The following is a 22,377-nucleotide window of genomic DNA, read 5'->3' as shown; positions in this document are numbered from 1 at the left end:
CGAGCGACAGCGCCGCAGAATACGGACGAATCGCCGATGCGGTCACGCCGGGAACGTCGGCGCGGTCAGAACGTCGTGAGTTCGCCCTCGATGACGCTGCGCGTGACGTCGGTGACGTCGGCGAGTTCGCGGTCGACGATGGCCTCGACCTCGGGGCGGACGTCGCTGATGGCGACGCCGTCCTCGGTGATGACGTGCGCGTCCGCGACGTGCGGCTGGTCGATGGGGCGCCCGATCTGGCTGAGGAGGCGGATGCGGAGGTCGCGGATGCCGTCGACCTCGTCGACGACGGCCTCGGCGATGCGCGTCGAGAGGAGGTTGTAGATCTTCCCGATGTGGTTCACGGGGTTCTTCCCCGACGTGGCCTCCATCGACATCGAGCGGTTCGGCGTGATGAGGCCGTTCGCGCGGTTCCCGCGACCGACGGAGCCGTCGTCGCCCTGCTCCGCGCTCGTCCCCGTCGTGGTGAGGTAGATGGAGCCCTCCTCGAGGTCGTCCGCGGTGTTCACGTGCACGTTCACCTCGCGGTCGGTGTGCTCGTACGCGACCTTCGACACGAACTCGCGGACGCCCTCGACGGCCTCGGTGTACTCCTCGATGCCACCGACGTACGCGTCCACCATCGCCGCGGCGACCGTGATGTCTATCTCGTCGCCCTCGCGCTTCCCCATGATCTTCACGTCCTGCCCGAGCTCGGGGTTCGTCTCGTGGTACTCGCCGTTCAGGCGACGTTCCGCCTCGTACACGATGGTCTCCGTCTCCGTGAGCGGCGCGTGGCCGACGCCGAAGCTCGTGTCGTTCGCCATCGGGACCGTCGCCCCGTCCTCGCCGAAGACCTCCTGGAGGTCGCCGGAGCCCTCGCCGAGTTTCACGTCGACGACGACGTCCGTCCCGAACTCGAGCTCCGGGAAGTGCGCGTCGATGTAGTCACGCGCCGCCTCGAGGGCCACGCGACCCGTGGGGATGTGGTGGGTGACGCCGTCGTCGGTCTCGTACTCCTGTGTGGCACGGCCGACGATGAGGAGGTAGATGGGCTCGATGACCTCGCCGCCGCCGAACGCGGGCGCGGCGTTCCCCGCGACGAGTTGCGTCTCGTCGGTGTTGTAGTGCAGGACCTTCCCGACGCGGTCCAGGTACGTCTGCGCGAGCGCCTGCGAGACGCTCTCGGCGATACCGTCGCAGATGGAATCGGGGTGCCCCAGGCCCTTCCGCTCGACGATCTCGACCTCCTGGTCCTCGACGGCCAGTCGGTCGATGGGCTCCACGCGAATATTGCGGTCAGTCATTGTTCCACACCTATCCCACCGTGGTTTCTATAACTTGCGGAAACGACCACGGCTCATATTATGCCCGGTAGTAATCATCGTGGTTCTCTGTAGGTGCGCGTTCCGAGGACGAGGCCGGTCGGGGGGTGCCGCCCGAGCACCGCGAGGCGAGTCGTCTCCGCGACGCACTCGAACCCCACCCGCTCGAACACGGCGCGCGAGGACGCGTTCGACCGACCGACGAGCGCGAACGCCGCCCCAGTGCGGTCCCGAGCCACCCGAGCGGTAAGCGTCGTGACGAGCGCCGTCCCGACGCCGTCGCCGCGGACAGCCGGCTCGACGAACAACCCCCAGACGTACGCGCCCTCGAACGCGAGCGGTCGCACGCACTCGCCGACCCGAACCGGCGCGTCGACCCGGGCGAACGCCCACCCGAGGACGCCGCCCGGAGTCCCGTCAGCGGTGTCACGAGCGACCGCGACGAAGTCCGAGGGCGCCGCGTCCGTCGCCGCCGACGCCGGCAGGTTCGAGACGTCGCCGACGCGCTCGACGTCCACCTCGACGCCAGGCGGCAGCCGCGTCGCGACGGTGCCCTCCTCGAGCGAGGTCGCGTACACGCACATCGCCTCGTGTCGGACCCCCAGGAGGCGACCGAATCCAACCGCGACCCGCCCGGCGACGGCGCGGAGCGCGGACACCAGCGACCGGGAAGCCATCAGTACACGACCACCGGTACTCGGACAATCAGCCTTCCGGTCGCCCGCAGCACCCAGCCCTGGCCCGATCCGAGCACGGCCCCCTGCAACAGTGCCCGTCGCTCAGTCGCCGGCGGCCGCGAGCAGCAGCCCGAGGTACGACGTCCGTATCTGCTCGTCGGGGTCGAGGTCGAGCGCGCGGAGCGCGTCCGCGACCCGTTCACGAGCGGCGTCGACCCCGGCCTCGTCCGTCTCCGCCTCCGCCTCCACGAATGTCCCCAGGTCCGCCACGTCGTCGACCGTCACCGTCACCCCGTCGAGCGTCCAGAACTCGCGGCGCTTCGCGACCGTCGCCGCCGGCGAGAACCCGAGCTCCGAGAGCACGCGCGCCATCGTCTCGCCGTCCGCGACCCCCGTCTCGAACTCCTCGCGAGTCTTCGAAGCGTCGTCGACGAGCGGCCCCTTGTACGTCACGCGAGACTCGAACGCACCGTCCTCGAGCGCGTCCATCACCTCGTCGACGCTCGTCGGCGCATCCGGCGCGAGCGTCGCCTCGCGACGCACCCGGAGCGCCTCGTCCGTCTCCGCGAACTCCCGATGCGGCGCGTCGTAGTACGTGTCCTCCTGGAACACGACACGCGACAGCGACGCCCCTGCCTCGCGGAGTCCCGCCCGCGTCTCCACGCCGCCCGCCCGCACCTTCATCTCGACCTCGTACATACCACGAACCCATCGCGGAACCGGCAAAAACGTGGTCGTTCCCGGCCGCATCCGGCCGCCGAATCCGCTCTCAGGACCCGGTCGAATCCGCTCGCGCGAAGTGCACGCTCGCGGGTCGAAAACGTGGTTCTTAAATGCGGGCTGGGAGACGTATACGACATGACCGACGAAGAAGCCGAGACTGAGGACGCAGCAGCCGAGACAGAGGCAGACGAGACCGAGGGCGTGCAGGACGGAGACTTCGTCAAGCTCGCCTACACCGCCCGCACGGTCGAGAACGACCAGCTCGTCGACACGACCGACCCCGAGGTCGCCGAGGAAGAGGGCATCGACCAGGAAGGCCAGGAGTTCGCTCCGCGCACCATCGTCCTCGGTGAGGGCCACATCTTCGACAGCGTCGAGGACGACGTCCGCGGCAAGGAGGTCGGCGACACCGGCACCGTCACCGTCCCCGCTGCCGAAGCGTTCGGCGAGTACGACGAGGACGCCGTCCGCACGATCTCTGCCGAGAAGATCCCCGAGGACGACCGCCATCCCGGCGCGCAGGTCCAGATCGACGGCGAGGAAGGCTTCGTGAACACCATCATCGGCGGCCGCGCTCGCGTGGACTTCAACCACCCGCTCGCCGGTGACGACGTCGAGTACGACTACGAGATCGTCGACGTCGTCACGGACGAGGTCGAGAAGGCCTCCGGCCTGTTCGAGATGTTCTTCGACATCGCGCCCGAGATGCACATCGAGACGGACGAGGTCGAGGAGGAGACGATGGTCGAGCCGGACGAGGACGCCGACGAGGACGCCGAGCCCGAGTTCGAGACCGAGGTCGTCGAGAAGCGCTCGCTCTACGTCGAGAGCGTCCCGCAGCTCCAGATGAACCAGCAGTGGATGTTCGGCAAGCAGCAGGTCGCCCAACAGATCATGAGTCACGTCGATGTCGACCGCGTGGTCGTCCAGGAGATCATCGACGGCGGCGGCATGGGCGGCATGATGGGTGGCATGGGCGGTATGATGGGCGGCATGGGCGGCGGCGAGGGCGCCGACGCCGAAGCCGTCGAGGAAGCGCTCGAGGAGGCCGACGTCGACGCCGACGAGATCGCCGCGGAACTCGACGAAGAGTAACGCAGCAGCGCCGATTCTCTCGTTTCCAGACCTCGTAGTGGCGACGCTCGTCGACGGATTCCAGAACGCCCTTGGAAGGTGGCGTCGACGCGCTCGACATGGACGCTCAGGACCGCGTACGCGAGTTCCACGACGAACACGACATGCAGGGGGAACCCGAGTACCAGCTGCTCGACCTCGCGAGCGAGGTCGGCGAACTCGCCGCGGACGCGTGCTCGTCGACCGAGTACGGCGCCGGTGACGGCGAGGTGGAAGTCGAGCGCGACGAGATCGGGGACGCGCTGTTCAGTCTCCTCTCGTTCGCGAACTCGCTCGACGTCGACGCCGACGCTGCACTCGACGAAGCGCTCGAAAAGTACGAACGACGCATCGAGGCGACCGGCGACCCCGGGAGCGATCGCTGACGGAGCGCGCGAGTCGAGAGAACGAAGTCGTCGCTGCCGTCAGTTCCGAACCCAGTCGCGGGCCGTCTTCGCGAGGATGGAGACGTCCTCGAGCTTCAGCATCCCTAGCATGTCGCGGAGGTTGCCCGCGTTGACGGAGTCGAGTTTGTCCTTGGAGTGCTTGTGGAGGTCGCTGACGAGGGCGTCGTACCGGTCGTTCGACGCGCGGTACAGCATCTCCGTCATGAACAGTCGCTTGTTGACCTTCGGCGCGACGCGGTCCTGCCAGAGCTGGTCGTAGACCGCGAGCTCGCCCGCCGACGTGTCCCGGTCGCTGTCCGTGAGCGACCGGTCCGCGGTCGCCGCCGCAACCCGCCCCGAGCGCATGCACTTGTCGATGCCCTCGCCCCAGAGCGGGTCGACCGTCGGCACCGTATCGCCGATCGCCATGAAGTTGTCCGTACTCATCTTGTCGGGGAGCTGGACGTGCGCGGACCCGCGATGTTGTTTCCCCTCGAGCTTCTTCGCGTCCGCGAACCGCGGGTCGGTGTCCACCCAGTACTGGAGGTAGTCGTCGATCGTGAACCCGGACTTCGAGTTCGCGCGATGACTCTCGTTCTGGAGGTAGCAGACGCCGACCTTCGCCGTGTCCGCGCCCGTGTGGAAGATCCACGAGTACCCGCCCGGTGCGATGTCGTGGTCGAGCCGGAGCATCATCGAGTCCGTCAGGTCCGCGTATCCCTCCGCGTCCACGTCGACGTTCTCGTACTCGAACTCGATCCCGATCGCTTGCTTCTCGCGTCTCAGCCCGCAGACGTCGAGGGCCTTCGCGAGCGGTGCCGCCGGCCCGGTCGCGTCGATGACGATGTCGGCGTAGACCTCCTCGTCGCCGTTGTACGTCACGCCGACTATCTCGTCGCCGTCCATGATGGGTTTCGAGACGCGCGCGTCGAACCGATACTCGGCGCCGTCGGCGACCGCCTCGTCCACGAGCCAGTTCTTGAAGTCCGCGAACTCCAGGACGGCACCTGGCTGGTGACGGCGATAGTGATGGTTCGGGGACTCCAGGATGACGTCGTCCGTGAAGTTCATGACGACGTCGTCCGGGATGCCGAACGACGCCATCGTCGACGGGAACGTCCCCGCTGTCGACTTGTTGCTCCTGCTCGGGAACTCGTCCTCGGACTCGGTCTCGAGTACGACCACGTCGTACCCACGGGACGCGAGGTCTCGCGCCGCCTGTCCACCTGCGGGGCCCGCACCGGCGATAACCACGTCGTGTGTGTCTGTCATGGTAGGGTAGGAATCATCGGTATAGAGTCGATGTTCGTCGTCCTTGTCACTCCGTACTGAACGGACCTTGTAATTTGTGCTGGTTTCGAACGCTCACGTTTCTCGCAGTTTACTCCGGCGAAATCTCGCGCTATGGCGGTGCTCCGCGACGATACGGCGGATCGAGCGTGGCTGGTGCTGGAACGAAACGTGAGCGTGACGGCTCGGAATGGAGACGTGGCCCCTGCGGCTGCGATGGAACTCGAGCGCGTCGTACTCGTCAGGCGATGTCGCGGCTCGTGTCGATGGCGACCTCGTCGGAGAGTTCGAGCTTGATGGATTCCTTCAGCGCGGTGCCCCCCCGGAACTTCGGGACGGTCAGGCGGTTCTCGAGTTCGCTCCCTCGAACCTGCGTCTCCAGGTCGAAGACGACGTCCGCCATGTGCTTCGTCGACGACCGGTTCTGGGGTGGCGTCTGCTCTTTCATGCAGTGCATGATGGCGATGGAGCCCGTGTTCACCATGTGCGTCTGGAGCTCCGTCATGAAGTTCCGGAAGCGGTTCCGGTCGCCGCGCTCCAGGACGTTCGCGGTGTCGATGATGAGGTTCGCGCCCTCGGGGAGCGCGCGGATGAGGCGGTTCGCTTGGTCGAGCGGTTCGCTCCCGGAGATGTCTCGGACCGTCGGCGAGCCGACGGGCGCGTTCGTCTTCTCGATGGCGTCGCGGACCGCCTGATCGGAGCGTTCGGTCGTCAGGTAGAGGCTGCCGCGGGCCGCCGTGAGCTCGTAGAGGATGAGTTCGGACTGGCTCGCCGGCTCTGCGGTCAACGCGACGATGGTCCCCGGTGGGAGGCCACCGTCGAGCTTCCGGTCGAGAACCTCGATGCCCGTCTCTAGACGCCCCGCCATGTGCCTCTGGGTTGGCCTTCACTCCGTAAAAAGGTGTCTGCCGCGTCGAAGTCCCTTGCAGAGGCGCCCCATTGCGGTCCGGTGGGCTGGAGCGGTCAACGGGTCGCCGTCGACGAGCGGGACGGTGACGACGCGTGGCGCTCCGAGGACGTCTTCGAGTGCGCGCGGTGGATGGTTGCCGACGACGACGGCGGCGACGACGGGCGTCTCGAGTGCTCGAGCCATCGCCGCGGTCTTCGCGGTGTCGCGGACCGCGGCGGGCGTCGGGCGCGTCACGAGGACGACGCCGTCCGCGGCGGCGAGCGGCCGCGCTGCGTCGGGCCCGCCGCCACAGGGGGCGTCGACGACGACGCGACAGCGCGGTCGAGCGCCGGTCGGTCGTCCCTCGGCGCTCGGTCGGTCGGCCGCTCGCAGCTCGAACAGCGTCTTCTCGAATGCGTCGGTCGCGTCCCCGGGTGGTGCCGGGGCGACGCGAACCCCCGAGAGCGACGGGGCGGGCCGCCCGCGCGGGCACTCGAGGACCGTCGGCGTCCGGTCGACGCCGACCATCGAGTGCACGTCCGGCATGTCGACGTCCGCGTCGACGACCGTCACGCTCCGTCCTGACGCCTCGCCCGCTCGGCCGGCGGCGAGTTCGCGCGCGAACGCGAGCGCCGTCGTCGTCTTCCCCGTCCCACCCTTCCCCCCGGCGAACGCGAGCATACCCGTAGTCGCCGCCCCATCGCACTTCAACTCGCGGCCGGGGCGCGACCCGAACGGATTGATTCAAGGGCCGGGGGTGGGTGGTGTCACGTGATGCGTCACGACCACCTGCTCACGGCGCGACAGCTCTCGCGCGAGGACATCGAGGAGGTCCTCGACCGGGCCGCGGAGCTCGACGCCGACCCGTCGGCCGCCCGGGAACGGAACGCGGGGACGCTCCTCGGGTTGTGTTTCTTCGAACCGAGTACGCGAACGAAGATGAGCTTCGAGGCCGCTATCAAGCGCCTCGGCGGCGACGTCGTCGACATGGGGAGCGTCGACTCGTCGTCGGTGAAGAAAGGGGAGAGCCTCGCGGACACCGTCCGCGTCATCGAGGGGTACGCGGACGCGCTCGTCCTCCGGCACCCCCTGGAAGGGTCGGCGAAGATGGCGAGCGAGTACGTCGACGTCCCGATCCTGAACGCGGGCGACGGCGCCGGACACCATCCGACGCAGACGCTCCTGGACCTCTATACGATCCGGGAGACCGCCGGGCTCGACGACCTCACGATCGGTATCATGGGCGACCTGAAGTACGGGCGGACCGTGCACTCGCTCGCGACCGCGCTCACGAACTTCGACGCGCACCAGCACTTCATCAGTCCGGAGTCCCTGAAGCTCCCGCGTTCGGTCCGCTACGACCTCCACGAGGCAGGCGCGAACGTCCGCGAGCACACCGACCTGGAGGAGGTCCTCGCGAGCCTCGACGTGTTGTACGTCACTCGCATCCAGCGCGAGCGCTTCCCGGACGAGAACGAGTACCACAAGGTCGCGGGCCAGTACCAGATCGACGCCGAGACCCTCGAGGCGGCGAGCGACGACCTCACCGTCATGCATCCGCTCCCGCGCGTCGACGAGATCGCACCCGAGGTAGACGACACCGCGTACGCGAACTACTTCGAGCAAGCGCACAACGGCGTGCCGGTACGGATGGCGCTGCTCGACCTGCTCATGGAGGGCGAGCGATGACCGACAAGGAACTCCGCGTCTCCAAGATCCGCAGTGGCACCGTCATCGACCACGTTCGCGCCGGTCAGGCGCTGAACGTCCTGTCGATGCTCGGCATCGACGGGTCCAGCGGCGAGGAGATATCGGTCGGGATGAACGTCCCGTCGGACGCGCTCGCCCGGAAGGACGTCGTGAAGGTCGAGGGACGCGAACTCAGTCAGGACGAGCTCGACGTGCTGTCGGTCATCGCGCCCGACGCGACCGTCAACATCGTCCGCGACTACGACGTCGTCGAGAAGAACCGCGTGGAACGCCCCGACCGGGTGACCGGCGTGCTCGCGTGCCCGAACCGGAACTGTATCACGACCGCCGACGAGCCGGTCGAGTCGGCGTTCGCGGTGCTGCGCGATGGCGTCCGCTGCGAGTACTGCGAGACCATCGTCCGCGAGGACATCGCGTCGCTCATCGACGGCTGACACGACGGCCCGAGAGGGCGAAGACGTGGACCCAGTCGTCCCGTCGCGCCCGGGAGCCCGGTCGCGTTCGACGGTCCCTGGTTCAGTAAGCCATAAATAGTCAAAGCTCGAACGTATTGGTATGTCCAAGAAGGTCAAACTCCTGATCGCGGTGGTCGCAATCGCCCTCCTCTACAAGACGTTCTCCGGCGGTGACGAGACCGTCGAAGTAGAGTACGACGCCGAATAACCCCGTCGAGTCCGCCGGGCGGCGCCGCCGTCCGCGCCGCCCGCTTCCGAACGGTTTTCGTGTATCCACGCCCCAGCGACGGGTATGTACGGCGTCGTCACGCGGAACGAGCCGGAGCTCGACTGGCCGTCGTTCGACCGCGCGTTCTACGAGGTCAAGGACGTCACCGGTCGAGCGGTGGAACCCGAGGCGGAGGGCGTAAACATGATCTCGTGCTTCGGTGATACGGCCGCGGGCGAGGCGAAGCCGGACCTCGTGCCGGTGAGCGAGGACGGTGAGCGGGCGACGCGCGAGCAGCCGTACTTCGACTGGGGGTACGTCTGTCCGAGCCGCGAGCGCTACCGCGAGGGGCTCCTGGAGATGATCGAGGACGCCGCGGCGGCGAATCCGGACGTCCGCCTCGACGACGTCGGGTTCCCGCGGGCGGAGTACTGTCACTGCGAGCACTGCGAGGCGGCGTTCGCGGACAGCGAGTTCGAGGACTGGTGGGCGTGGCGCGAGGCGACCATCACGGAGTTCGTCGCGGAGGCGACCGACCGCATCCCGGGGAAGGTGTACTTCACGCTCTACCCGGACCCGTACCCCGGGCACCTGGAGGAGCGCGCGGGATTGGACGTGGACGCGCTCGCGGAGTACGTCGACGAGTTCGTCGTGCCGCTCTACGATACGCACTACGGGACGACGTACTGGCTGGAGACCATCGCGAAGGGCTTCCGGTCGCGCATCCCCGACGGCGTCGACCTCGGTATCGAGCTGTACGCGGTCGAGGTCGAGGTCGACAACTTGATTCACGCGACGGAGGTTGCTGAGGCGTACGCGGACGGCGTCTACTTCGGGTACGACGCGAGTCAGGCCCAGGCGGCGCTGCGGCGGATGAAGGCGGACGCGCGCGACGGCGAGTCCCACGGCGCGCCCGAGTGAGGACTCGCCGTCGCGGGCCTCCGGGACTCGCGGCACGCTGACCGCAGCGGTGGCCGTGCCGTCGCCGATTCTTCACTTGCAGCGGTGGTGGGGGTGGATCAGACGGGGAGTGCGCGGTCGCGCCACTGCCGGAGGTCCTCGCGGTCGCGCGTGTCCTCGGGGAGGACGTCGAACCACTCGGCGGCGGTTATCTCGCCGTCCGGGTCCTCGACGGCGGGCTCGTGCGTCCGCGCTTCCGCCGCGAACACGGGGAGCGCTCCCGTGACCGCGTACGAGCCGTGGTGGACGTCGATGCGCCCGAGGAGCGCGAGGCCGTCGTAGTCCGCGGCGACCCCAGCTTCCTCCGCGAGCTCGCGCTCGGCGGCTTCGCGGAAGGACTCCTCGGGGTGGACGCCGCCGCCGGGGACGACCCACTTGTCGACGCCCTCGTGGTACACGAGCAGGAGCTCGCCGCCGTCGCGGTAGACGACGGTGTGCGCGCCGAAGGGGGCGCCCGACTGTGCGACGCGTTCGGCGACGCGCTCGAACTGCTCGCGGCAGACGTCGCGGGTCTGGTCGCACGCGAGGTACTCGTCGTGGCCGTCGTCGAGTCGGTGGTACGCGCGCTCGCCGACCTGCGTGGCGCGGTCGGCGAGGAACCAGAGGTCGTCTACCGGCATCGCCGCGTCGAACCGGCCGCAGGGGTCGTCGACCGACGGGGCGTGGCGGAGAGGGACGGGAGAGCGTGGGACTGCATCATACCGCGAACGTATGCGAACGCAACCCAAAGAGGCTTCGTTATCGACTCGCCGCGTCGCCGCCACGACGCGAGTCACCCCCGGTGTCGGTATCGGCACGTGCGGCCGCTTCCTCACCTGCCTTTCCCCGCCCGCTCGTACCCGAGGGTGATGACACGAGCACTGTTCTTCGTCAGCGAGGACGGCTACTGGGGCGAGGAGTGCGTCGAACCACTGACCACCCTGAAGGACGCCGGCGTCGACGTCGACGTCACCACGCCAGCGGGGAATCCGCCCGTCGTCGACGACCGCTCGGTCGACCCGGAGGAGGTCGGCGAGGAGACCGCCGAGCGCGTCCTCGACGTCCACGAGAACGACCCGGACCTGAACGACCCCGAACCGTTCGCTGCCGTCGACGCGAGCGAGTACGACGCCGTCGTCTTCCCCGGCGGCCACGGCACCGTCTGGGACGTCAATCAGGACGTGCACGCTCGCGACGCGCTCCGCACCGCGGTCGCGGGCGACGACGGCGTCGCGCTCGTCGTCTGTCACGCCGTCGGCATCCTCGCGTTCACCCGGGACGACGACGGTGAGTTCGTCGTCGACGGCCGCTCCGTCACCGGGTTCCCGAACGCGTGGGAGGACGGCATCGTCGACGACCACGACCGCCTCGACGGCCGCAAGCTCCCGTACTACGTCGAGGACGAGGTCATCGCGGCTGGCGGGAATTGGGACGCCGAACTCGACGCGGAAACGAGCGTCACCGTCGACGGCGACCTCGTCACCGCACGCGGCCCCGGGTCGTCGGCCGCGGCCGCCGACGTCCTGCTGGACGAACTCGACCACTGACGTCGACGATCGAGCGAGCGCAACAACGGTCCCGCCGGTGACGACGTCGGCGACCGACGGCCCGCCCGTATCGAGTCCTTTTTACTCGCGCCGAGGATACGCGGTGGTATGAGCTTCGACGAAGACGACACCGTGGTCCTCCACGACGAGCACAGCGAGTACGACGGCGAGACGGGCACCATCACGCAGGTCATGGAGTCCATGTTCGGCGACGCGAACTACACCATCAGCTTCGAGGACGGCCAGGAGTCCGGCGTCCCCGAGGACTCCCTCGAACTCGTCGACGACGACGAGGCCGAGGACGACGAGGAATAACGCGGCCCTGGAGCGCCTATGGCGAGCGTACCCTTCCACTACGTGGACGTCCGGACGTTCGCGTACGCGACCGAGGACGAGAAACGCGTCGAGCAGGCGCTCCGTCACTTCCTGCCCGAGGACGTCGAGGTCGAGCGGACGTCGTCCGAGGGGCATCACGGCGACCGCATCGCCATCCTCTCGGCGCGCATCGAGAACGCGGACGACCTCCGGTACGCGCTGAGTCGCGTCGCGAACCTCGACGACACCGACGCGCTCCTCGCGGAGATCGAGGAGCGCGTCACCGAGCACTGCGAGTTCTTCCTGCATCTCGACAAGCAGGCGGCGTTCGGTGGTGAGACGGCGCGCGGCGACGGTATCACGTTCCGCGCGAAGGTCGAGGCGTATCCGGCGAAGCGCGAGAAAGCCATCGAGAACGCGCGTCGGACGATCGAGGAACTCGAGGAGCACGAGGTCCGCGTCCCCGACGACGACGCGGACGCGACGAGCGACGGCGACGACCCCGGCGCGACCGAGGACGGCGACGACGCCTAGAGCGATGACGGGGGTCGCCGCGGGATGACCGGTTTCTACGAGGCGGTGCACGCGCGACCGGACGGCGAGTCGACGGTTCGTCGATGCGCCGAGCACGCCGCGGCGCTCGGGTACGACGGCGTCGTGGTTCGGAATCACGGCGACGCTCGGAGCGACGTGGACACCGATGCGGTCGCGGACGCGGTCGGTATCGACGTCGTCGACGGCCTGGAGATCCGTGCGAACTCGCCCGAGCAGGCGAGTGGCTACGTCGGGAACTACCGGCCGAAGTACACGCTCTTGCTCGTGCACGGTGGCACGAACCGGATGAATCGGTTCGCGGTCGAGCAGGAGCGCGTGGACGTGCTCGCGCACCCGATGCGTGGCGACGGCGACTTCAATCACGTGCTCGCGAAGGCCGCCGCCGAGCACGGCGTCCGCGTCGAGTTCGACCTCTCGGGCGTGCTGCGTGCCACGGGCGGCCAGCGCGTGCAGGCGCTCGGGGACCTGCGGAAGCTCCGCGAACTCGTCGAGTACTACGACGTCCCGTACGTCGTGAGCGCGGACGGGACGAGTCACCGACACCTCCGCGGGCCGCGCGCGCTCGCCGCGGTCGGCGAACGCATCGGGTTCTCCCGCGAGCAGGTCGAGGATGGTCTCCGCGAGTGGGGGCGGCTCGTCGCTCGCAATCGCGAGGTCACCGCGCCGGACTACATCGAGCCGGGCGTGCGTCGTGGCCGCTACCGCGACCACCACGACGCGACTGGCGACGATCGCGAGCAGTAGCGCGAGTGGGAGCGAACCCACGGCGTTCTTGACGCGGGGTCGCCAACCCCGAGGCATGAAGCGACCGATCGAGGAGCACGCGGCGCGGTTCGACGAGATGGCGGCGACGTACGACGACCAGGAGAACGACACCGACGAGTACCGCGCGTGCGTCTCGCTCGTCGTGGACGCGGCGCGAGACGCCATGGATGCGGACGCGACGGTGCTCGACCTCGGCTGTGGAACGGGCGCCATCGGTCTGTCGCTCGCCGAGGACGCGGCCCGCGTCCTCGGCCGGGACATCAGCGAGGGGATGCTCGCGCAGGCTCGCGAGAAGGCCGCGGACGCCGGCTTGGAGAACGTCTCGTTCGGCGAGGGCCGGTTCCGCGACCCGAACGTCCCCGACGACGTCGACGTGGACGTGGTGGTGTCGAACTTCGCGATGCATCACCTCGCGGACGACGAGAAGCGCGAGGCCCTCCGGGCGGTCGCCGCGCTCGACCCCGACCGGTTCGTGCTCGGTGACGTGATGTTCTTCGGGCTCCCGGACCCCGAGGAGCCGTTCTACTCGCCCGAGGTCGACGACCCGGCGACCGTCGGCGTGCTCGCGGAGGCGTTCACCGACGCGGGGTTCGCGCTCAGTGACGCGACGAGCGTCCACGACCAGGTCGGCGTGCTCGTCGGCGACGACGTCGACGCGCTCGCCGCGGGCGACCACCGCGCGTTCGCCCGGGCGGACACCGATGCGCTCGGGGACGGGCCGCGATGAAGCACCTCCCGAAGCATCTGCGACCGAAGTGGCGGTACGTCGCGGTCGCGCTGGAGGCCGACCCGGACGTCTCGCTGTCGCGTGGTGCGTTCCAGCGCGAACTCTGGTACGCCGCTCAGAACCTCCTCGGGGACGCCGGGAGCGCGGACGCGGACGGCACCGTCGTCCGCTTCCAGTTCCGGAACGGCGACGGGAGCGCGGTCGTCCGCGCCCGCCGCGGGCACGTCGAGGACCTCAGAGCGGCGCTCGCGTGCATCGAGAGCGTCGACGACGCGACCGTCGCCGTGACGGTCCGCGGCGTCTCCGGGACCATCCGCGCGTGCGAGGAAAAGTTCATACCTGCCGCGACGGAACGTCCGGACCGACGCGAGGTCGCGTTCGCGGACGGCCGCCGGAACGCCATCGTGCGCGGGGACCGCGTCGCGATGGACGTGGACGGCGAGCGCGTGTACGCGACCAGCGAGGACGTGGAGTGACACGATGGACGGACACGACCAGATGGCGTACGACCGCGGCACGAGCATCTTCTCGCCGGACGGCCGGCTGTATCAGGTCGAGTACGCGCGCGAGGCAGTCAAGCGCGGGTCCTCGACGGTCGGCGTGAAGACGTCGTCGGGCGTGGTGCTCGCGGTCGACAAGCGCGTCAGCTCGTCGCTGATGGAGGGCGAGAGCATCGAGAAGCTACACGTCGTCGACGACCACCTGCTGGCAGCGAGCGCGGGTCACGTCGCGGACGGTCGTCGACTCGTCGACGAACTCCGCAGGGACGCGCAGGTGAATCGCCTCCGGTACGGCGAACCGATCGACGCGAAGACGGCGACGCGACACGTCTCGGACCTCGTGCAGGCGTACACGCAGGTCGGTGGGGCGCGACCGTTCGGCGCGGCGCTCCTGATCGCGGGTGTCGACCGCGACGGCACGCCGCGGCTCTACGAGACGGACCCCTCGGGGACCGTCGACGGCTGGCAGGCGGTCGCGGTCGGCGCGCACCGCGGCGACGTCCAGTCGTTCCTCGAAGCCGAGTACGACCCCGCGTTCGACCTCGAGGACGCGACCGCGCTCGCACTCCGCGCCATCTCGGTTCCCGACGAGGAACGCCCGGCCGTCGACCAGGTCGCGGTCGCGACCGTCGACGTGGAGACGCGAACCGTGACCGTCCTCGACGACGACGCGCTCGCCTCGCACCTCGACGCGCTGCCAGCGCCCGAGAACGACGCAGGCGGCGAAGATGCGGGCGGCGAAGAGGCGGGCGGCGAAGAGGCGGGCGGCGAAGAGGCGGGCGGCGAAGATCCGGGCGGCGAAGATGCGGCGAGCGAGGCCGTGGATTCGAGCGAGGATGTCGACGGCGACGACGCCGCCGACGACTCCGGAGCGGAGTGACCAACCGGGACACACCTTTTTAAGCCCGACCGCGTAAGTTCAGGGTATGATTTCACTGGACGAAGCGGTGACGGCGCGGCTCGAATCCCACGGCACGCGCTTCGAGGTCCTCGTCGACCCGGACGCGGCGCTCGCGATCAAGCGCGGCGAGTTCGACGGCGACCTCGAGGACGTCATCGCAGCGGAGGACGTCTACGAGAACGCAAGTCGCGGCGACAGACCCGCGGAGAGCGACCTCGAGGACGTCTTCGAGACGACCGACGTGATGGAGATCATCCCCGAAGTCATCAAGCGCGGCGAGATCCAGATCACGGCCGAGCAGCGCCGCGAGATGCAGGAGCAGAAGCACAAGCAACTCGTGAACAAGATCGCGCGCAACGCCGTGAACCCGCAGATGGACGACGCGCCGCATCCGCCCGACCGCATCGAGAGCGCGCTCGAACAGGCCGGGTTCCAGGTCGACCCGATGGAGCCCGTGGAGGAGCAGGTCGACGACGCGCTCGACGCGCTCCGTCCCGTCATCCCTATCCGGTTCGACGAGGTGACGGTCGCAGTTCGGGTGCCCGCTGACTACGCGGGGTCGGCGCAGGCGAAGATCCGCCAGTACGGCGATCTGGAGAGCGAAGAGTGGACGAACGACGGCGGCTGGATCGGCGTGCTGACGTTCCCGGCGGGGATGCAGAACGACTTCTACGACATGGTCAACGACATGACCAGCGGGCAGGCCGAGACTCGGATCGTGAAGGACGAGGACGACATCAAGACCCGCTAGCATGGCGTCGCGGGTGGACGTGGTGGCGTTCGACGAACGCGAGGCGCTATCGGATGCCGAACGCAAACACCAGCAGACCGTCGCGGTCGCGACGTACGTCGTCGTCGCGGTCGTGCTCGGTGGGGCGCTCGTGCAAGGGATGCTCCTCCTTGGCGTGCTCGGCGCGGTCGGCGTCCTCGTCGTCCATCGGTTCCTGTTCCGGGACGAGCGCCCGATAGCGACGACGTACCGCGCGGTCGACGCGGGCCGCGGCGAGGAGATCGTTCGAGCGCACGAGACGGAAGCGCGGAAGCGCGACCAGATGCGGACGTTCCTCGTCGCCGTCGTGGTCGTGGTCGTCGCGGGCTGGGGCGTCCTCCAGGGGAGCCTCCTCCTGTCGGTCCTCGGCGCTGGCGCGGTGGCGGCGTTCGCGTACGTCGCCGACGACGAACCGCTCCTCCCGCGCGTCGTCGAGGCGGACATCGACCGCGAGCGCGCCGACCGACTGTTCGAAATCGTCGAAGGGACGACGGCGGCAGCGGACGACGACGCTGGCGACCGCGGTCGCTGACGAGCGAGGAGAACGAACGAGAGAAGCGGCGGTGGTTCGTGGTTCGAGTCCGTCAGCCGATCATCCCTTCTTGAAGCCGATGAGGAAGCCGCCGGTGAAGCCGGCGCCGACGGAGAGCGTCGAGAGGATGGTCTGGATCCACGACGGCGGCGCGCCGCTGGCGGCGTCTTGGCCTGCCTTGACGAATCCGGACGTGAGCTTGTCCCAGTCGACGGTGAGGATACCGCGGGACTCGAGGAACTTGAACAGCGCGAGCTCGAGGCCGATGATGACGGCGATGATCTTCGCGATCTTCTTCGCTGCGAACCCGATGATTCCGCCGATGACACCTCCGGTCCCGAACTCGATACCCAGTTGCTGGGGATCGACGCCCAGTTGCAGTGCGATTGGGTCCATACCCCTCACTCCTCGCCGCCGCCATAAGGCGTTTGTGGCGTGAGCTGACGTGCGTCCGACGTCATCGGATTCGCTCCGGCCGTTGGGCGACCGGTTCGTGTCGGCGACGGGTGGGGAGAGATTCAAGGATGCGGACGACCAACGGTCGGGTATGACTCGGACAATCGAGGTGGCGGCCGGCCCTGCTTGAGATGCGAGGAGCGACTGCCGGCGCGACGCCGACGGGGTCGCGTCACGAGGCCGGGGTGGGTCGTCGATGAAAGCGGTGATCGCGAAGCGCGCGGACGAAGGCCATGCGGACCTCGAGGAGATCCTGGACCTGGCGCGTGCGGCGGACTACGAGGTCGTGGGGTCGGTGACGCAGACGCGCACGGAGGACCCGGCGTTACACTTCGGGGAGGGGAAGGCGGACGAGCTCGCCGCCGAGGTTCGGGCGACCGGCGCCGAGGTGGTGGTGTTCGACAACAGCCTCGGGCCGTACCAGACGTTCAACCTCGGCGCGAAGCTCCCGGAGGGCGTGGAGATACTCGACCGGTTCACGCTCATCCTGGAGATCTTCGGCCAGCGCGCGGAGACCCGGAAGGCCCAGCTGCAGGTCGAGCTCGCGGAGCTCCGGTACGAATTGCCGCGCGCGGAGGCGAAGACGAGTCTCGCGAAGCGCGACGAGCACCCTGGGTTCATGGGGCTCGGGGAGTACGACGAGTCCCGCGAGCAGGACATCAAGAACCAGATCAGTCGTATCCGAGACGAGCTCGAACGCATCGAGCAGACCGAGCAGTCTCGACGGGAGCGTCGCCGCGAGGGCGGGTTCGACCTCGTGGCGCTCGCGGGCTACACGAACGCGGGGAAGTCGACGCTCCTCCGGCGGCTCGCGGCGGACATGGACGTCGACGAGAACGAGGACCTCCACCCGGACCTGGACACGACCGCCGAATCCGAGAATCGGCTGTTCACGACGCTCGGGACGACGACGCGGCGCGCGGACGTCGAGGACCGCGACGTCCTGCTGACGGACACGGTCGGGTTTATCTCTGACCTCCCCCATTGGCTCGTCGAGTCGTTCAAGTCGACGCTCGACTCCGTGTACCGCGCGGACCTCGTGTTGCTCGTGGTGGACGTGAGCGAGGACGTCGAGGAGATACGCGAGAAGCTCGTGACGTGTCACGACACGCTCTACGAGCGCAACGAGGCGCCTATCGTGACGGTCCTGAACAAGATAGACGAGGTCGACGACCGCGAGCTGGAGCGGAAGCGCGACGCCATCAGCGCGCTCGCGCCGAACCCGGTCGCGGTGTCCGGGCTCGCGGACCTGAACGTGGACGCGCTCCGCGAGCGCATCGTCGCGGAACTCCCGGACTGGGAGCGCGAGCGGCTCGTCCTCCCGATGACGGAGGACACGATGAGCGTCGTGTCGTGGCTGCACGACGAGGCGAACGTCGACGACGTCGAGTACGGCGACGACGACGTCCTCGTGGACTTCGAGGCACGGCCAGCTATCGTCGAGCAGGCGCGGTCGCGCGCCGAGGACCTCCGCGCCGTAGAAGGCGCGGTCTGAGCGCTCGCGACTACGTCGTTCGGCGGTGTCGACAGTCGAACGATTCTACTGCTTTTTGTACGAGGCCGCGCAATCGGCGGGCATGAAGACGATAAAGGACAGCGTCCACGACCACATCGAGGTCGGTGGGGTGGCACGCGACCTCCTGGACACGCCGGCGGTCCAGCGGTTGCGGCACATCGTCCAGCTCGGGACGTCGTCGCTGGTGTATCCGAGCGCGAACCACACGCGCTTCGAGCACAGCCTCGGCGTCTACCACCTGGCGTGCGAGGCGCTCGACCACCTCGGCGTCGCGGGGCGGAACGCGAAGCGCGTGAAGGCGGCCGCACTCTTGCACGACGTCGGGCACGGGCCGTTCAGTCACAACCTCGAACCGCTCACGCATCGCCGGACGGGGAAGTACCACGACGACGTCCACGAGCTGTTCGAGCGCGGCGAGGTCGGCGCGGTCCTCAGGGAGCACGACCTGTCGCCCGCTCGCGTCGCGGACCTCGTCGCGGGCGACGGGAAGTACGGGCAGGTGGTCTCCGGAGAGCTGGACGTCGACCGGATGGACTATCTCGTTCGGGACGCTCACCACACGGGCGTGCCGTACGGGACCATCGACCACGGGCGGCTGGTGCGCGAGTTGACGTTCGACGAGGACGACGACCTCGTGCTCGACGAGGGGAACGTCCAGACCGCCGAGAGCCTCCTGGTGGCGCGTGCACTCATGATTCCGACGGTGTACAACCATCACGTCACGCGCATCTCGAAGACGATGTTGCGGCGTGCGGCGGAGCGACTGCTCGAATCGACGGACGTGGACGCGGAGGAACTACGGCGGATGGACGACCCGGGGTTCCTGGTCGCGCTCCGGGAGACGCCGGAGACGGAGTCGTTCGCGCGCCGGTTCGACGAGCGCGACCTCCACAAGCGCGCGCTCTGGGCGGAACTGGACGACACGCCCGAGAGCTTGCTCGACCTGGCGCACGAGGACGTCCGCGGGTACGAGCTCGAGATCGCGGAGCGCGCGGGCGTTCCGGAGGCGGACGTCGTCCTGGACGTCCCCGGGGAGCCGGAGATGACGGAGTCGTCGACGCGCGTGCTCGTGAACGGCGACGCGAGGGTGCTCCACGAGCAGTCGCCGCTCGTGGACGCGCTCCGTGCGGCGAACCGCGCGCAGTGGCGCCTCGGCGTGTACGCGCCCGCCGAGGACACGGAGGCGGTCGGGACGGCCGCCGCGGACGTGCTCGGACTGGACCTCGACGGGGCGCTCGTCTCCGAGGTCCGGTCGGGCCTCCAGGAGACGCTCGGGTCGTTCTCGGGTGAGGACGCGTGACCGCAGACTCGGCGCCCGACGCGGGCGCGTCTGGCACGCTCGAAGGCCTCGTTCTCCGCGGCCGCGAGTTCGAGCCCGTGGAGGGTCGAGTGGTGTTCGAGGACGGCGAGATAACGGCTATCGAGGAGGCGTCGGTGGAGAGCGACCGCATCGTGCTGCCGGCGTTCGTGAACGCGCACACCCACATCGGGGATTCCATCGCGAAGGAGGCCGGCGAGGGCCTGACGCTCGAGGAGCTCGTCGCGCCGCCGGACGGCCTCAAGCACCGGTTGCTCCGCGAGGCGACCCGGGAGGAGCTCGTCGCGGCGATGCGGCGGACGTTCGCGTACATGGAGCGCGCGGGGACGGCGGCGCACGTCGAGTTCCGCGAGGGCGGCGTCGAGGGCGTCGATGCTATCGAGCGCGCTGGCGCGAACTCGGCGGTCGAGTCGGTCGTGCTCGGGCGCGAGGAAGTTGCGGCGATGGAGCGCGCGGACGGGTTCGGGGCGAGCGGCGCGAACGACGCGGACTTCGACCGGGAGCGGAACGCGACGCGACGCGAGGGGAAGCTGTTCGGGATCCACGCGGGCGAGGTGGACGCGTCGGACGTCCATCCGGCGCTGGACCTGGACCCGGACTTCCTCGTGCACATGGTGCACGCAGAGAGCCTCCACCTGGACCGCGTCGAGGACAAGGGCGTTCCCGTGGTGGTGTGTCCGCGGTCGAACGCCGCGCTGAACGTCGGACTCCCTGATATCGACGCGCTCCACGACCGGACGACGCTCGCGCTCGGCACGGACAACGCGATGGTGAACGCGCCGTCGATGTTCCGCGAGCTGGAGTGGGCGGCGAAGCTCTCCACGCTGTCCGCCCGCGAGGTGCTCGCGATGGCGACCGCGAACGGCGCGGACATCGCGGACCTGAACTGCGGCGTCGTCGAGGCCGGTCGGGACGCGAAGCTCCTCGCACTCGACGGGGACTCCGACAACCTCGACGGCGTCCACGACGTCGTCCGTGGCGTGGTGCGGCGCGCGACGGTCGACGACGTCGACCGCGTCGTGCTGTGAGGTGTCGAGAGCCGCGCCGGTGGTCGTCGTGGGGTCGATTACGGCGAGGATTCATGATAGATGGTATCGTATCACCATCCACGGGGCGATGTACGACCACATCCTGGTGCCGACGGACGGGTCCGTCGGCGTGGAGCGCGCGGTCGAGCACGCGGTCGAGCTGGCCGCAACGCACGACGCGACCCTGCACGCGCTCTACGTCGTGAACACCGCGAGCTACTCGAGCATGCCGATGGAGACGTCGTGGGAGCACATCCGCGACATGCTCGGCGAGGAAGGCCAACGCGCGCTCGACCGCGTCGGCGAACTCGCCGCCGACGCGGACGTCCCAGTCGAGACCGTCGTCCTCGACGGGTCGCCGAGTCGCGAGATCGTCAGGTACGCCGAAGAGGAGGGCTGTGACCTCGTCGTCATGGGCACCCACGGTCGCGGCGGCATCGACAGACTGCTGCTCGGGAGCGTCGCCGAGCGCGTCGTCCGCGCGTGCCAGGTCCCGGTGCTGACGGTCCGCGTCGGTGACGACGCGTGATGGACCTCCAGCAGAAGGCGCTCGCGACGTTCACACTCGTAGCGATGGTGCTCGCGTTCGCGTACTTCGACGAGACCCTCGCCGTGTTCGCCGGCATCGCAACGCTCCCCTTCCTCTTCGGCGTCCTCAGACAATAGCGAGCGCGCTGCGTCCGGCTTCGCGCGGTGACTCGGAAACGGCCGCCTGACGGCGGCCGTATGCTCGAAGAGTCAGTCCACCACAGAAACGGCCGCCTGGCGGCGGCCGTATGCTCGAAGAGTCAGTCCGCCGGGCGCAGATGCTCGCAGTCGCCCGCGGTGACGCGTTCGACGCCGTCGTCGGTCTCGACGAGGAGCGCGCCGGGGAACTCGACGTCGCGAGCGACGCCCTCGACGACGCCGCCGGGCGTCTCGACGCGCACCCGCTGGCCGAGCGTGAGCGCGCGCTCGCGCCACGCCGGCAGCACCGCGTCCAGGTCGCCGGAGACCAGATCGTGGAACCCTTCGAGGACCCGTTGGACGAACGCTCGGCGGTCCGCGACACCGCCCTCCATCGCGACGCTCGTCGCACCCTCGGGGAGGTCCGCTGCGTCGACGTCGACGTTCGCGCCGATACCGACGACGAGCCACGACACGCGGTCCGCCTCGCCCTCCATCTCCGTGAGGACGCCAGCGAGCTTGCGCGTGCCACCGTCCTCCGTCGGAACGAGGACGTCGTTCGGCCACTTGATGCCCGCGTCGACGCCGGCCTCGCGCGCCGCGTTCGCGGTCGCCACCGCGGCAGCGAGCGTGAACACCGGGACCTGCGCGGGCGGGACGTCCGGCCGGACGAGGACGCTCGTCCACACGCCGCCACGGGGCGCGGACCACTCCCGGTCGAGACGCCCGCGACTCCCCGTCTGCTCTGCGGCGACCACCGCGACGTCGCGCTCGCCGTCCGCCGCGAGGTCGCGCGCCCGATCGTTCGTCGACCCGACCGAATCGTGGTAGTCGACGTCGTACGGTGCGTCCAGTTCGTGCGCGACCGCCAACCCGCCGTACTCGGGGATCGCGTCGAGTCGATACCCGTCGTCGGTACTCGACACCTCGAACCCGGCGTCCCGGAGCGCCTCGACGTGCTTCCAGACCGCCGCACGGGAGACGTCGAGCGCGTCAGCGAGCGCCGGCCCGGTGACTGGCCCGCCCGCGAGCGCGGCAAGCACCCGCAGTCGCGTGTCGTTCATGCCCGGCGCTTCGCGTGGCGTCGA

28 protein-coding genes are annotated in these 22,377 nt (G+C 69.0%); 19 read left to right on the top strand and 9 right to left on the bottom strand.

The annotated features are described in order from the left end of the window. Positions 1 to 65 precede the first annotated feature (65 nt). The 3 genes from VYJ16_RS12540 to cyaB all read right to left on the bottom strand — a co-directional run bounded on the left by VYJ16_RS12540 (position 66) and on the right by cyaB (position 2,680). Complete coding sequence (locus VYJ16_RS12540; protein WP_336350645.1) at positions 66 to 1,286, bottom strand: methionine adenosyltransferase; 1,221 nt, start codon at positions 1,284 to 1,286, stop codon at positions 66 to 68. A gap of 74 nt (positions 1,287 to 1,360) precedes the next feature. Then, on the bottom strand, positions 1,361 to 1,981 hold the full coding sequence (locus VYJ16_RS12535) for a GNAT family N-acetyltransferase (RefSeq protein WP_336350644.1): 621 nt from the start codon (positions 1,979 to 1,981) through the stop codon (positions 1,361 to 1,363). A 102-nt stretch (positions 1,982 to 2,083) separates the two neighbouring features. After that, positions 2,084 to 2,680, bottom strand: coding sequence for a class IV adenylate cyclase (gene cyaB / locus VYJ16_RS12530; RefSeq protein WP_336350643.1), 597 nt, complete (start codon positions 2,678 to 2,680; stop codon positions 2,084 to 2,086). A gap of 159 nt (positions 2,681 to 2,839) precedes the next feature. Here cyaB and VYJ16_RS12525 point away from each other — a divergent pair, with 159 nt between their 5' ends. Then, entirely contained in the window at positions 2,840 to 3,799 is a 960-nt protein-coding gene (locus tag VYJ16_RS12525) for an FKBP-type peptidyl-prolyl cis-trans isomerase (protein WP_336350642.1), read from the top strand. A 98-nt stretch (positions 3,800 to 3,897) separates the two neighbouring features. Beyond that, a complete protein-coding gene (locus tag VYJ16_RS12520) occupies positions 3,898 to 4,203 on the top strand; it encodes a MazG nucleotide pyrophosphohydrolase domain-containing protein (protein ID WP_336350641.1) in 306 nt (101 codons plus the stop codon). Between the two features lie 39 nt (positions 4,204 to 4,242). Here VYJ16_RS12520 and VYJ16_RS12515 read toward each other — a convergent pair whose 3' ends face one another. The 3 genes from VYJ16_RS12515 to VYJ16_RS12505 form a co-directional block, all read right to left on the bottom strand. Next, the gene (locus tag VYJ16_RS12515) at positions 4,243 to 5,475 is read right to left on the bottom strand and encodes a digeranylgeranylglycerophospholipid reductase (RefSeq protein ID WP_336350640.1); all 1,233 of its coding nucleotides are present in this window, start codon (positions 5,473 to 5,475) and stop codon (positions 4,243 to 4,245) included. A 259-nt stretch (positions 5,476 to 5,734) separates the two neighbouring features. Next, a complete protein-coding gene (locus VYJ16_RS12510) occupies positions 5,735 to 6,361 on the bottom strand; it encodes an RAD55 family ATPase (protein ID WP_227130812.1) in 627 nt (208 codons plus the stop codon). An 18-nt stretch (positions 6,362 to 6,379) separates the two neighbouring features. Then, positions 6,380 to 7,063: a MinD/ParA family ATP-binding protein gene (locus VYJ16_RS12505; RefSeq protein ID WP_336350639.1), complete on the bottom strand. Its 684-nt coding sequence runs from the start codon at positions 7,061 to 7,063 to the stop codon at positions 6,380 to 6,382. A gap of 93 nt (positions 7,064 to 7,156) precedes the next feature. Between VYJ16_RS12505 and pyrB the strand changes: the two genes are divergently transcribed. The 3 genes from pyrB to VYJ16_RS12490 all read left to right on the top strand — a co-directional run bounded on the left by pyrB (position 7,157) and on the right by VYJ16_RS12490 (position 9,676). Continuing rightward, positions 7,157 to 8,071: an aspartate carbamoyltransferase gene (gene pyrB / locus VYJ16_RS12500; protein ID WP_336350638.1), complete on the top strand. Its 915-nt coding sequence runs from the start codon at positions 7,157 to 7,159 to the stop codon at positions 8,069 to 8,071. Then, positions 8,068 to 8,526, top strand: coding sequence for an aspartate carbamoyltransferase regulatory subunit (gene pyrI / locus VYJ16_RS12495; RefSeq protein ID WP_336350637.1), 459 nt, complete (start codon positions 8,068 to 8,070; stop codon positions 8,524 to 8,526). The genes pyrB and pyrI overlap by 4 nt, the downstream gene beginning before the upstream one ends. A gap of 313 nt (positions 8,527 to 8,839) precedes the next feature. Next, positions 8,840 to 9,676, top strand: coding sequence for a glycoside hydrolase family 18 protein (locus VYJ16_RS12490; protein WP_336350636.1), 837 nt, complete (start codon positions 8,840 to 8,842; stop codon positions 9,674 to 9,676). Between the two features lie 98 nt (positions 9,677 to 9,774). On the opposite strand, the gene VYJ16_RS12485 is transcribed toward VYJ16_RS12490, so the two are convergent. Continuing rightward, positions 9,775 to 10,335, bottom strand: coding sequence for an NUDIX domain-containing protein (locus VYJ16_RS12485; RefSeq protein ID WP_336350635.1), 561 nt, complete (start codon positions 10,333 to 10,335; stop codon positions 9,775 to 9,777). 228 nt (positions 10,336 to 10,563) lie between these two features. Between VYJ16_RS12485 and VYJ16_RS12480 the strand changes: the two genes are divergently transcribed. The 9 genes from VYJ16_RS12480 to VYJ16_RS12440 all read left to right on the top strand — a co-directional run bounded on the left by VYJ16_RS12480 (position 10,564) and on the right by VYJ16_RS12440 (position 16,305). Continuing rightward, a complete protein-coding gene (locus VYJ16_RS12480) occupies positions 10,564 to 11,241 on the top strand; it encodes a DJ-1/PfpI family protein (protein WP_336350634.1) in 678 nt (225 codons plus the stop codon). A 108-nt stretch (positions 11,242 to 11,349) separates the two neighbouring features. Further along, entirely contained in the window at positions 11,350 to 11,556 is a 207-nt protein-coding gene (locus VYJ16_RS12475; RefSeq protein WP_336350633.1) for a DUF1918 domain-containing protein, read from the top strand. An 18-nt stretch (positions 11,557 to 11,574) separates the two neighbouring features. Then, positions 11,575 to 12,090, top strand: coding sequence for an RNA-binding protein (locus tag VYJ16_RS12470; protein ID WP_379762348.1), 516 nt, complete (start codon positions 11,575 to 11,577; stop codon positions 12,088 to 12,090). 24 nt (positions 12,091 to 12,114) lie between these two features. Next, entirely contained in the window at positions 12,115 to 12,855 is a 741-nt protein-coding gene (locus VYJ16_RS12465; protein ID WP_336350632.1) for an RNase P subunit p30 family protein, read from the top strand. Positions 12,856 to 12,910: 55 nt separating this feature from the next. Continuing rightward, complete coding sequence (locus VYJ16_RS12460) at positions 12,911 to 13,603, top strand: methyltransferase domain-containing protein (protein WP_336350631.1); 693 nt, start codon at positions 12,911 to 12,913, stop codon at positions 13,601 to 13,603. After that, positions 13,600 to 14,079, top strand: a complete 480-nt coding sequence (locus VYJ16_RS12455) for an Rpp14/Pop5 family protein (protein WP_336350630.1) — start codon at positions 13,600 to 13,602, stop codon at positions 14,077 to 14,079. Before VYJ16_RS12460 ends, VYJ16_RS12455 begins: the two co-directional genes overlap by 4 nt. A 4-nt stretch (positions 14,080 to 14,083) precedes the next feature. Beyond that, entirely contained in the window at positions 14,084 to 14,983 is a 900-nt protein-coding gene (psmA, locus tag VYJ16_RS12450; RefSeq protein ID WP_336350629.1) for an archaeal proteasome endopeptidase complex subunit alpha, read from the top strand. A 46-nt stretch (positions 14,984 to 15,029) separates the two neighbouring features. Further along, a complete protein-coding gene (locus VYJ16_RS12445; protein ID WP_336350628.1) occupies positions 15,030 to 15,755 on the top strand; it encodes a ribosome assembly factor SBDS in 726 nt (241 codons plus the stop codon). A gap of 1 nt (position 15,756) precedes the next feature. Then, a complete protein-coding gene (locus VYJ16_RS12440) occupies positions 15,757 to 16,305 on the top strand; it encodes a hypothetical protein (protein WP_336350627.1) in 549 nt (182 codons plus the stop codon). Positions 16,306 to 16,365: 60 nt separating this feature from the next. On the opposite strand, the gene VYJ16_RS12435 is transcribed toward VYJ16_RS12440, so the two are convergent. Next, positions 16,366 to 16,701, bottom strand: coding sequence for an FUN14 domain-containing protein (locus VYJ16_RS12435; protein ID WP_336350626.1), 336 nt, complete (start codon positions 16,699 to 16,701; stop codon positions 16,366 to 16,368). A gap of 256 nt (positions 16,702 to 16,957) precedes the next feature. Here VYJ16_RS12435 and hflX point away from each other — a divergent pair, with 256 nt between their 5' ends. From hflX to VYJ16_RS12410, 5 genes are all read left to right on the top strand, one after another. Beyond that, a complete protein-coding gene (gene hflX / locus VYJ16_RS12430; protein WP_336350625.1) occupies positions 16,958 to 18,256 on the top strand; it encodes a GTPase HflX in 1,299 nt (432 codons plus the stop codon). An 82-nt stretch (positions 18,257 to 18,338) separates the two neighbouring features. Then, positions 18,339 to 19,577, top strand: coding sequence for an HD domain-containing protein (locus tag VYJ16_RS12425; protein ID WP_336350624.1), 1,239 nt, complete (start codon positions 18,339 to 18,341; stop codon positions 19,575 to 19,577). Further along, positions 19,574 to 20,623: an amidohydrolase family protein gene (locus VYJ16_RS12420; RefSeq protein WP_336350623.1), complete on the top strand. Its 1,050-nt coding sequence runs from the start codon at positions 19,574 to 19,576 to the stop codon at positions 20,621 to 20,623. Before VYJ16_RS12425 ends, VYJ16_RS12420 begins: the two co-directional genes overlap by 4 nt. Before the next feature lie 88 nt (positions 20,624 to 20,711). Continuing rightward, entirely contained in the window at positions 20,712 to 21,152 is a 441-nt protein-coding gene (locus VYJ16_RS12415; RefSeq protein ID WP_336350622.1) for a universal stress protein, read from the top strand. After that, positions 21,152 to 21,289: a hypothetical protein gene (locus VYJ16_RS12410; protein ID WP_336350621.1), complete on the top strand. Its 138-nt coding sequence runs from the start codon at positions 21,152 to 21,154 to the stop codon at positions 21,287 to 21,289. The genes VYJ16_RS12415 and VYJ16_RS12410 overlap by 1 nt, the downstream gene beginning before the upstream one ends. A 122-nt stretch (positions 21,290 to 21,411) precedes the next feature. Here VYJ16_RS12410 and VYJ16_RS12405 read toward each other — a convergent pair whose 3' ends face one another. After that, positions 21,412 to 22,353: a biotin--[acetyl-CoA-carboxylase] ligase gene (locus VYJ16_RS12405; protein ID WP_336350620.1), complete on the bottom strand. Its 942-nt coding sequence runs from the start codon at positions 22,351 to 22,353 to the stop codon at positions 21,412 to 21,414. Between the last annotated feature and the right edge of the window lie 24 nt (positions 22,354 to 22,377).

The sequence above is a fragment of the Halorubellus litoreus genome, from assembly GCF_037081675.1.
GTDB lineage: Archaea > Halobacteriota > Halobacteria > Halobacteriales > Natrialbaceae > Halorubellus > Halorubellus litoreus.
The sequence above is the reverse complement of the archived record's forward strand: the minus strand, read 5'-3'. Positions and strand labels throughout refer to the sequence as shown.

Excerpts from the sequence above, each read along its gene's own strand:
- VYJ16_RS12415 (WP_336350622.1), top strand. The coding sequence starts at position 20,712 with ATGTACGACCACATCCTGGTGCCGACGGACGGGTCCGTCGGCGTGGAG.
- VYJ16_RS12445 (WP_336350628.1), top strand. The coding sequence starts at position 15,030 with ATGATTTCACTGGACGAAGCGGTGACGGCGCGGCTCGAATCCCACGGC.
- VYJ16_RS12410 (WP_336350621.1), top strand. The coding sequence starts at position 21,152 with ATGGACCTCCAGCAGAAGGCGCTCGCGACGTTCACACTCGTAGCGATG.
- VYJ16_RS12470 (WP_379762348.1), top strand. The coding sequence starts at position 11,575 with ATGGCGAGCGTACCCTTCCACTACGTGGACGTCCGGACGTTCGCGTAC.
- VYJ16_RS12480 (WP_336350634.1), top strand. The coding sequence starts at position 10,564 with ATGACACGAGCACTGTTCTTCGTCAGCGAGGACGGCTACTGGGGCGAG.
- VYJ16_RS12440 (WP_336350627.1), top strand. The coding sequence starts at position 15,757 with ATGGCGTCGCGGGTGGACGTGGTGGCGTTCGACGAACGCGAGGCGCTA.
- VYJ16_RS12475 (WP_336350633.1), top strand. The coding sequence starts at position 11,350 with ATGAGCTTCGACGAAGACGACACCGTGGTCCTCCACGACGAGCACAGC.
- VYJ16_RS12465 (WP_336350632.1), top strand. The coding sequence starts at position 12,115 with ATGACCGGTTTCTACGAGGCGGTGCACGCGCGACCGGACGGCGAGTCG.
- VYJ16_RS12490 (WP_336350636.1), top strand. The coding sequence starts at position 8,840 with ATGTACGGCGTCGTCACGCGGAACGAGCCGGAGCTCGACTGGCCGTCG.
- VYJ16_RS12535 (WP_336350644.1), bottom strand. The coding sequence starts at position 1,981 with ATGGCTTCCCGGTCGCTGGTGTCCGCGCTCCGCGCCGTCGCCGGGCGG.
- cyaB (WP_336350643.1), bottom strand. The coding sequence starts at position 2,680 with ATGTACGAGGTCGAGATGAAGGTGCGGGCGGGCGGCGTGGAGACGCGG.
- VYJ16_RS12460 (WP_336350631.1), top strand. The coding sequence starts at position 12,911 with ATGAAGCGACCGATCGAGGAGCACGCGGCGCGGTTCGACGAGATGGCG.
- VYJ16_RS12425 (WP_336350624.1), top strand. The coding sequence starts at position 18,339 with ATGAAGACGATAAAGGACAGCGTCCACGACCACATCGAGGTCGGTGGG.
- VYJ16_RS12540 (WP_336350645.1), bottom strand. The coding sequence starts at position 1,286 with ATGACTGACCGCAATATTCGCGTGGAGCCCATCGACCGACTGGCCGTC.
- VYJ16_RS12455 (WP_336350630.1), top strand. The coding sequence starts at position 13,600 with ATGAAGCACCTCCCGAAGCATCTGCGACCGAAGTGGCGGTACGTCGCG.
- VYJ16_RS12485 (WP_336350635.1), bottom strand. The coding sequence starts at position 10,335 with ATGCCGGTAGACGACCTCTGGTTCCTCGCCGACCGCGCCACGCAGGTC.
- pyrI (WP_336350637.1), top strand. The coding sequence starts at position 8,068 with ATGACCGACAAGGAACTCCGCGTCTCCAAGATCCGCAGTGGCACCGTC.
- VYJ16_RS12435 (WP_336350626.1), bottom strand. The coding sequence starts at position 16,701 with ATGGACCCAATCGCACTGCAACTGGGCGTCGATCCCCAGCAACTGGGT.
- VYJ16_RS12405 (WP_336350620.1), bottom strand. The coding sequence starts at position 22,353 with ATGAACGACACGCGACTGCGGGTGCTTGCCGCGCTCGCGGGCGGGCCA.
- psmA (WP_336350629.1), top strand. The coding sequence starts at position 14,084 with ATGGACGGACACGACCAGATGGCGTACGACCGCGGCACGAGCATCTTC.
- VYJ16_RS12510 (WP_227130812.1), bottom strand. The coding sequence starts at position 6,361 with ATGGCGGGGCGTCTAGAGACGGGCATCGAGGTTCTCGACCGGAAGCTC.
- pyrB (WP_336350638.1), top strand. The coding sequence starts at position 7,157 with ATGCGTCACGACCACCTGCTCACGGCGCGACAGCTCTCGCGCGAGGAC.
- VYJ16_RS12505 (WP_336350639.1), bottom strand. The coding sequence starts at position 7,063 with ATGCTCGCGTTCGCCGGGGGGAAGGGTGGGACGGGGAAGACGACGACG.
- VYJ16_RS12525 (WP_336350642.1), top strand. The coding sequence starts at position 2,840 with ATGACCGACGAAGAAGCCGAGACTGAGGACGCAGCAGCCGAGACAGAG.
- VYJ16_RS12515 (WP_336350640.1), bottom strand. The coding sequence starts at position 5,475 with ATGACAGACACACACGACGTGGTTATCGCCGGTGCGGGCCCCGCAGGT.
- VYJ16_RS12520 (WP_336350641.1), top strand. The coding sequence starts at position 3,898 with ATGGACGCTCAGGACCGCGTACGCGAGTTCCACGACGAACACGACATG.
- hflX (WP_336350625.1), top strand. The coding sequence starts at position 16,958 with ATGAAAGCGGTGATCGCGAAGCGCGCGGACGAAGGCCATGCGGACCTC.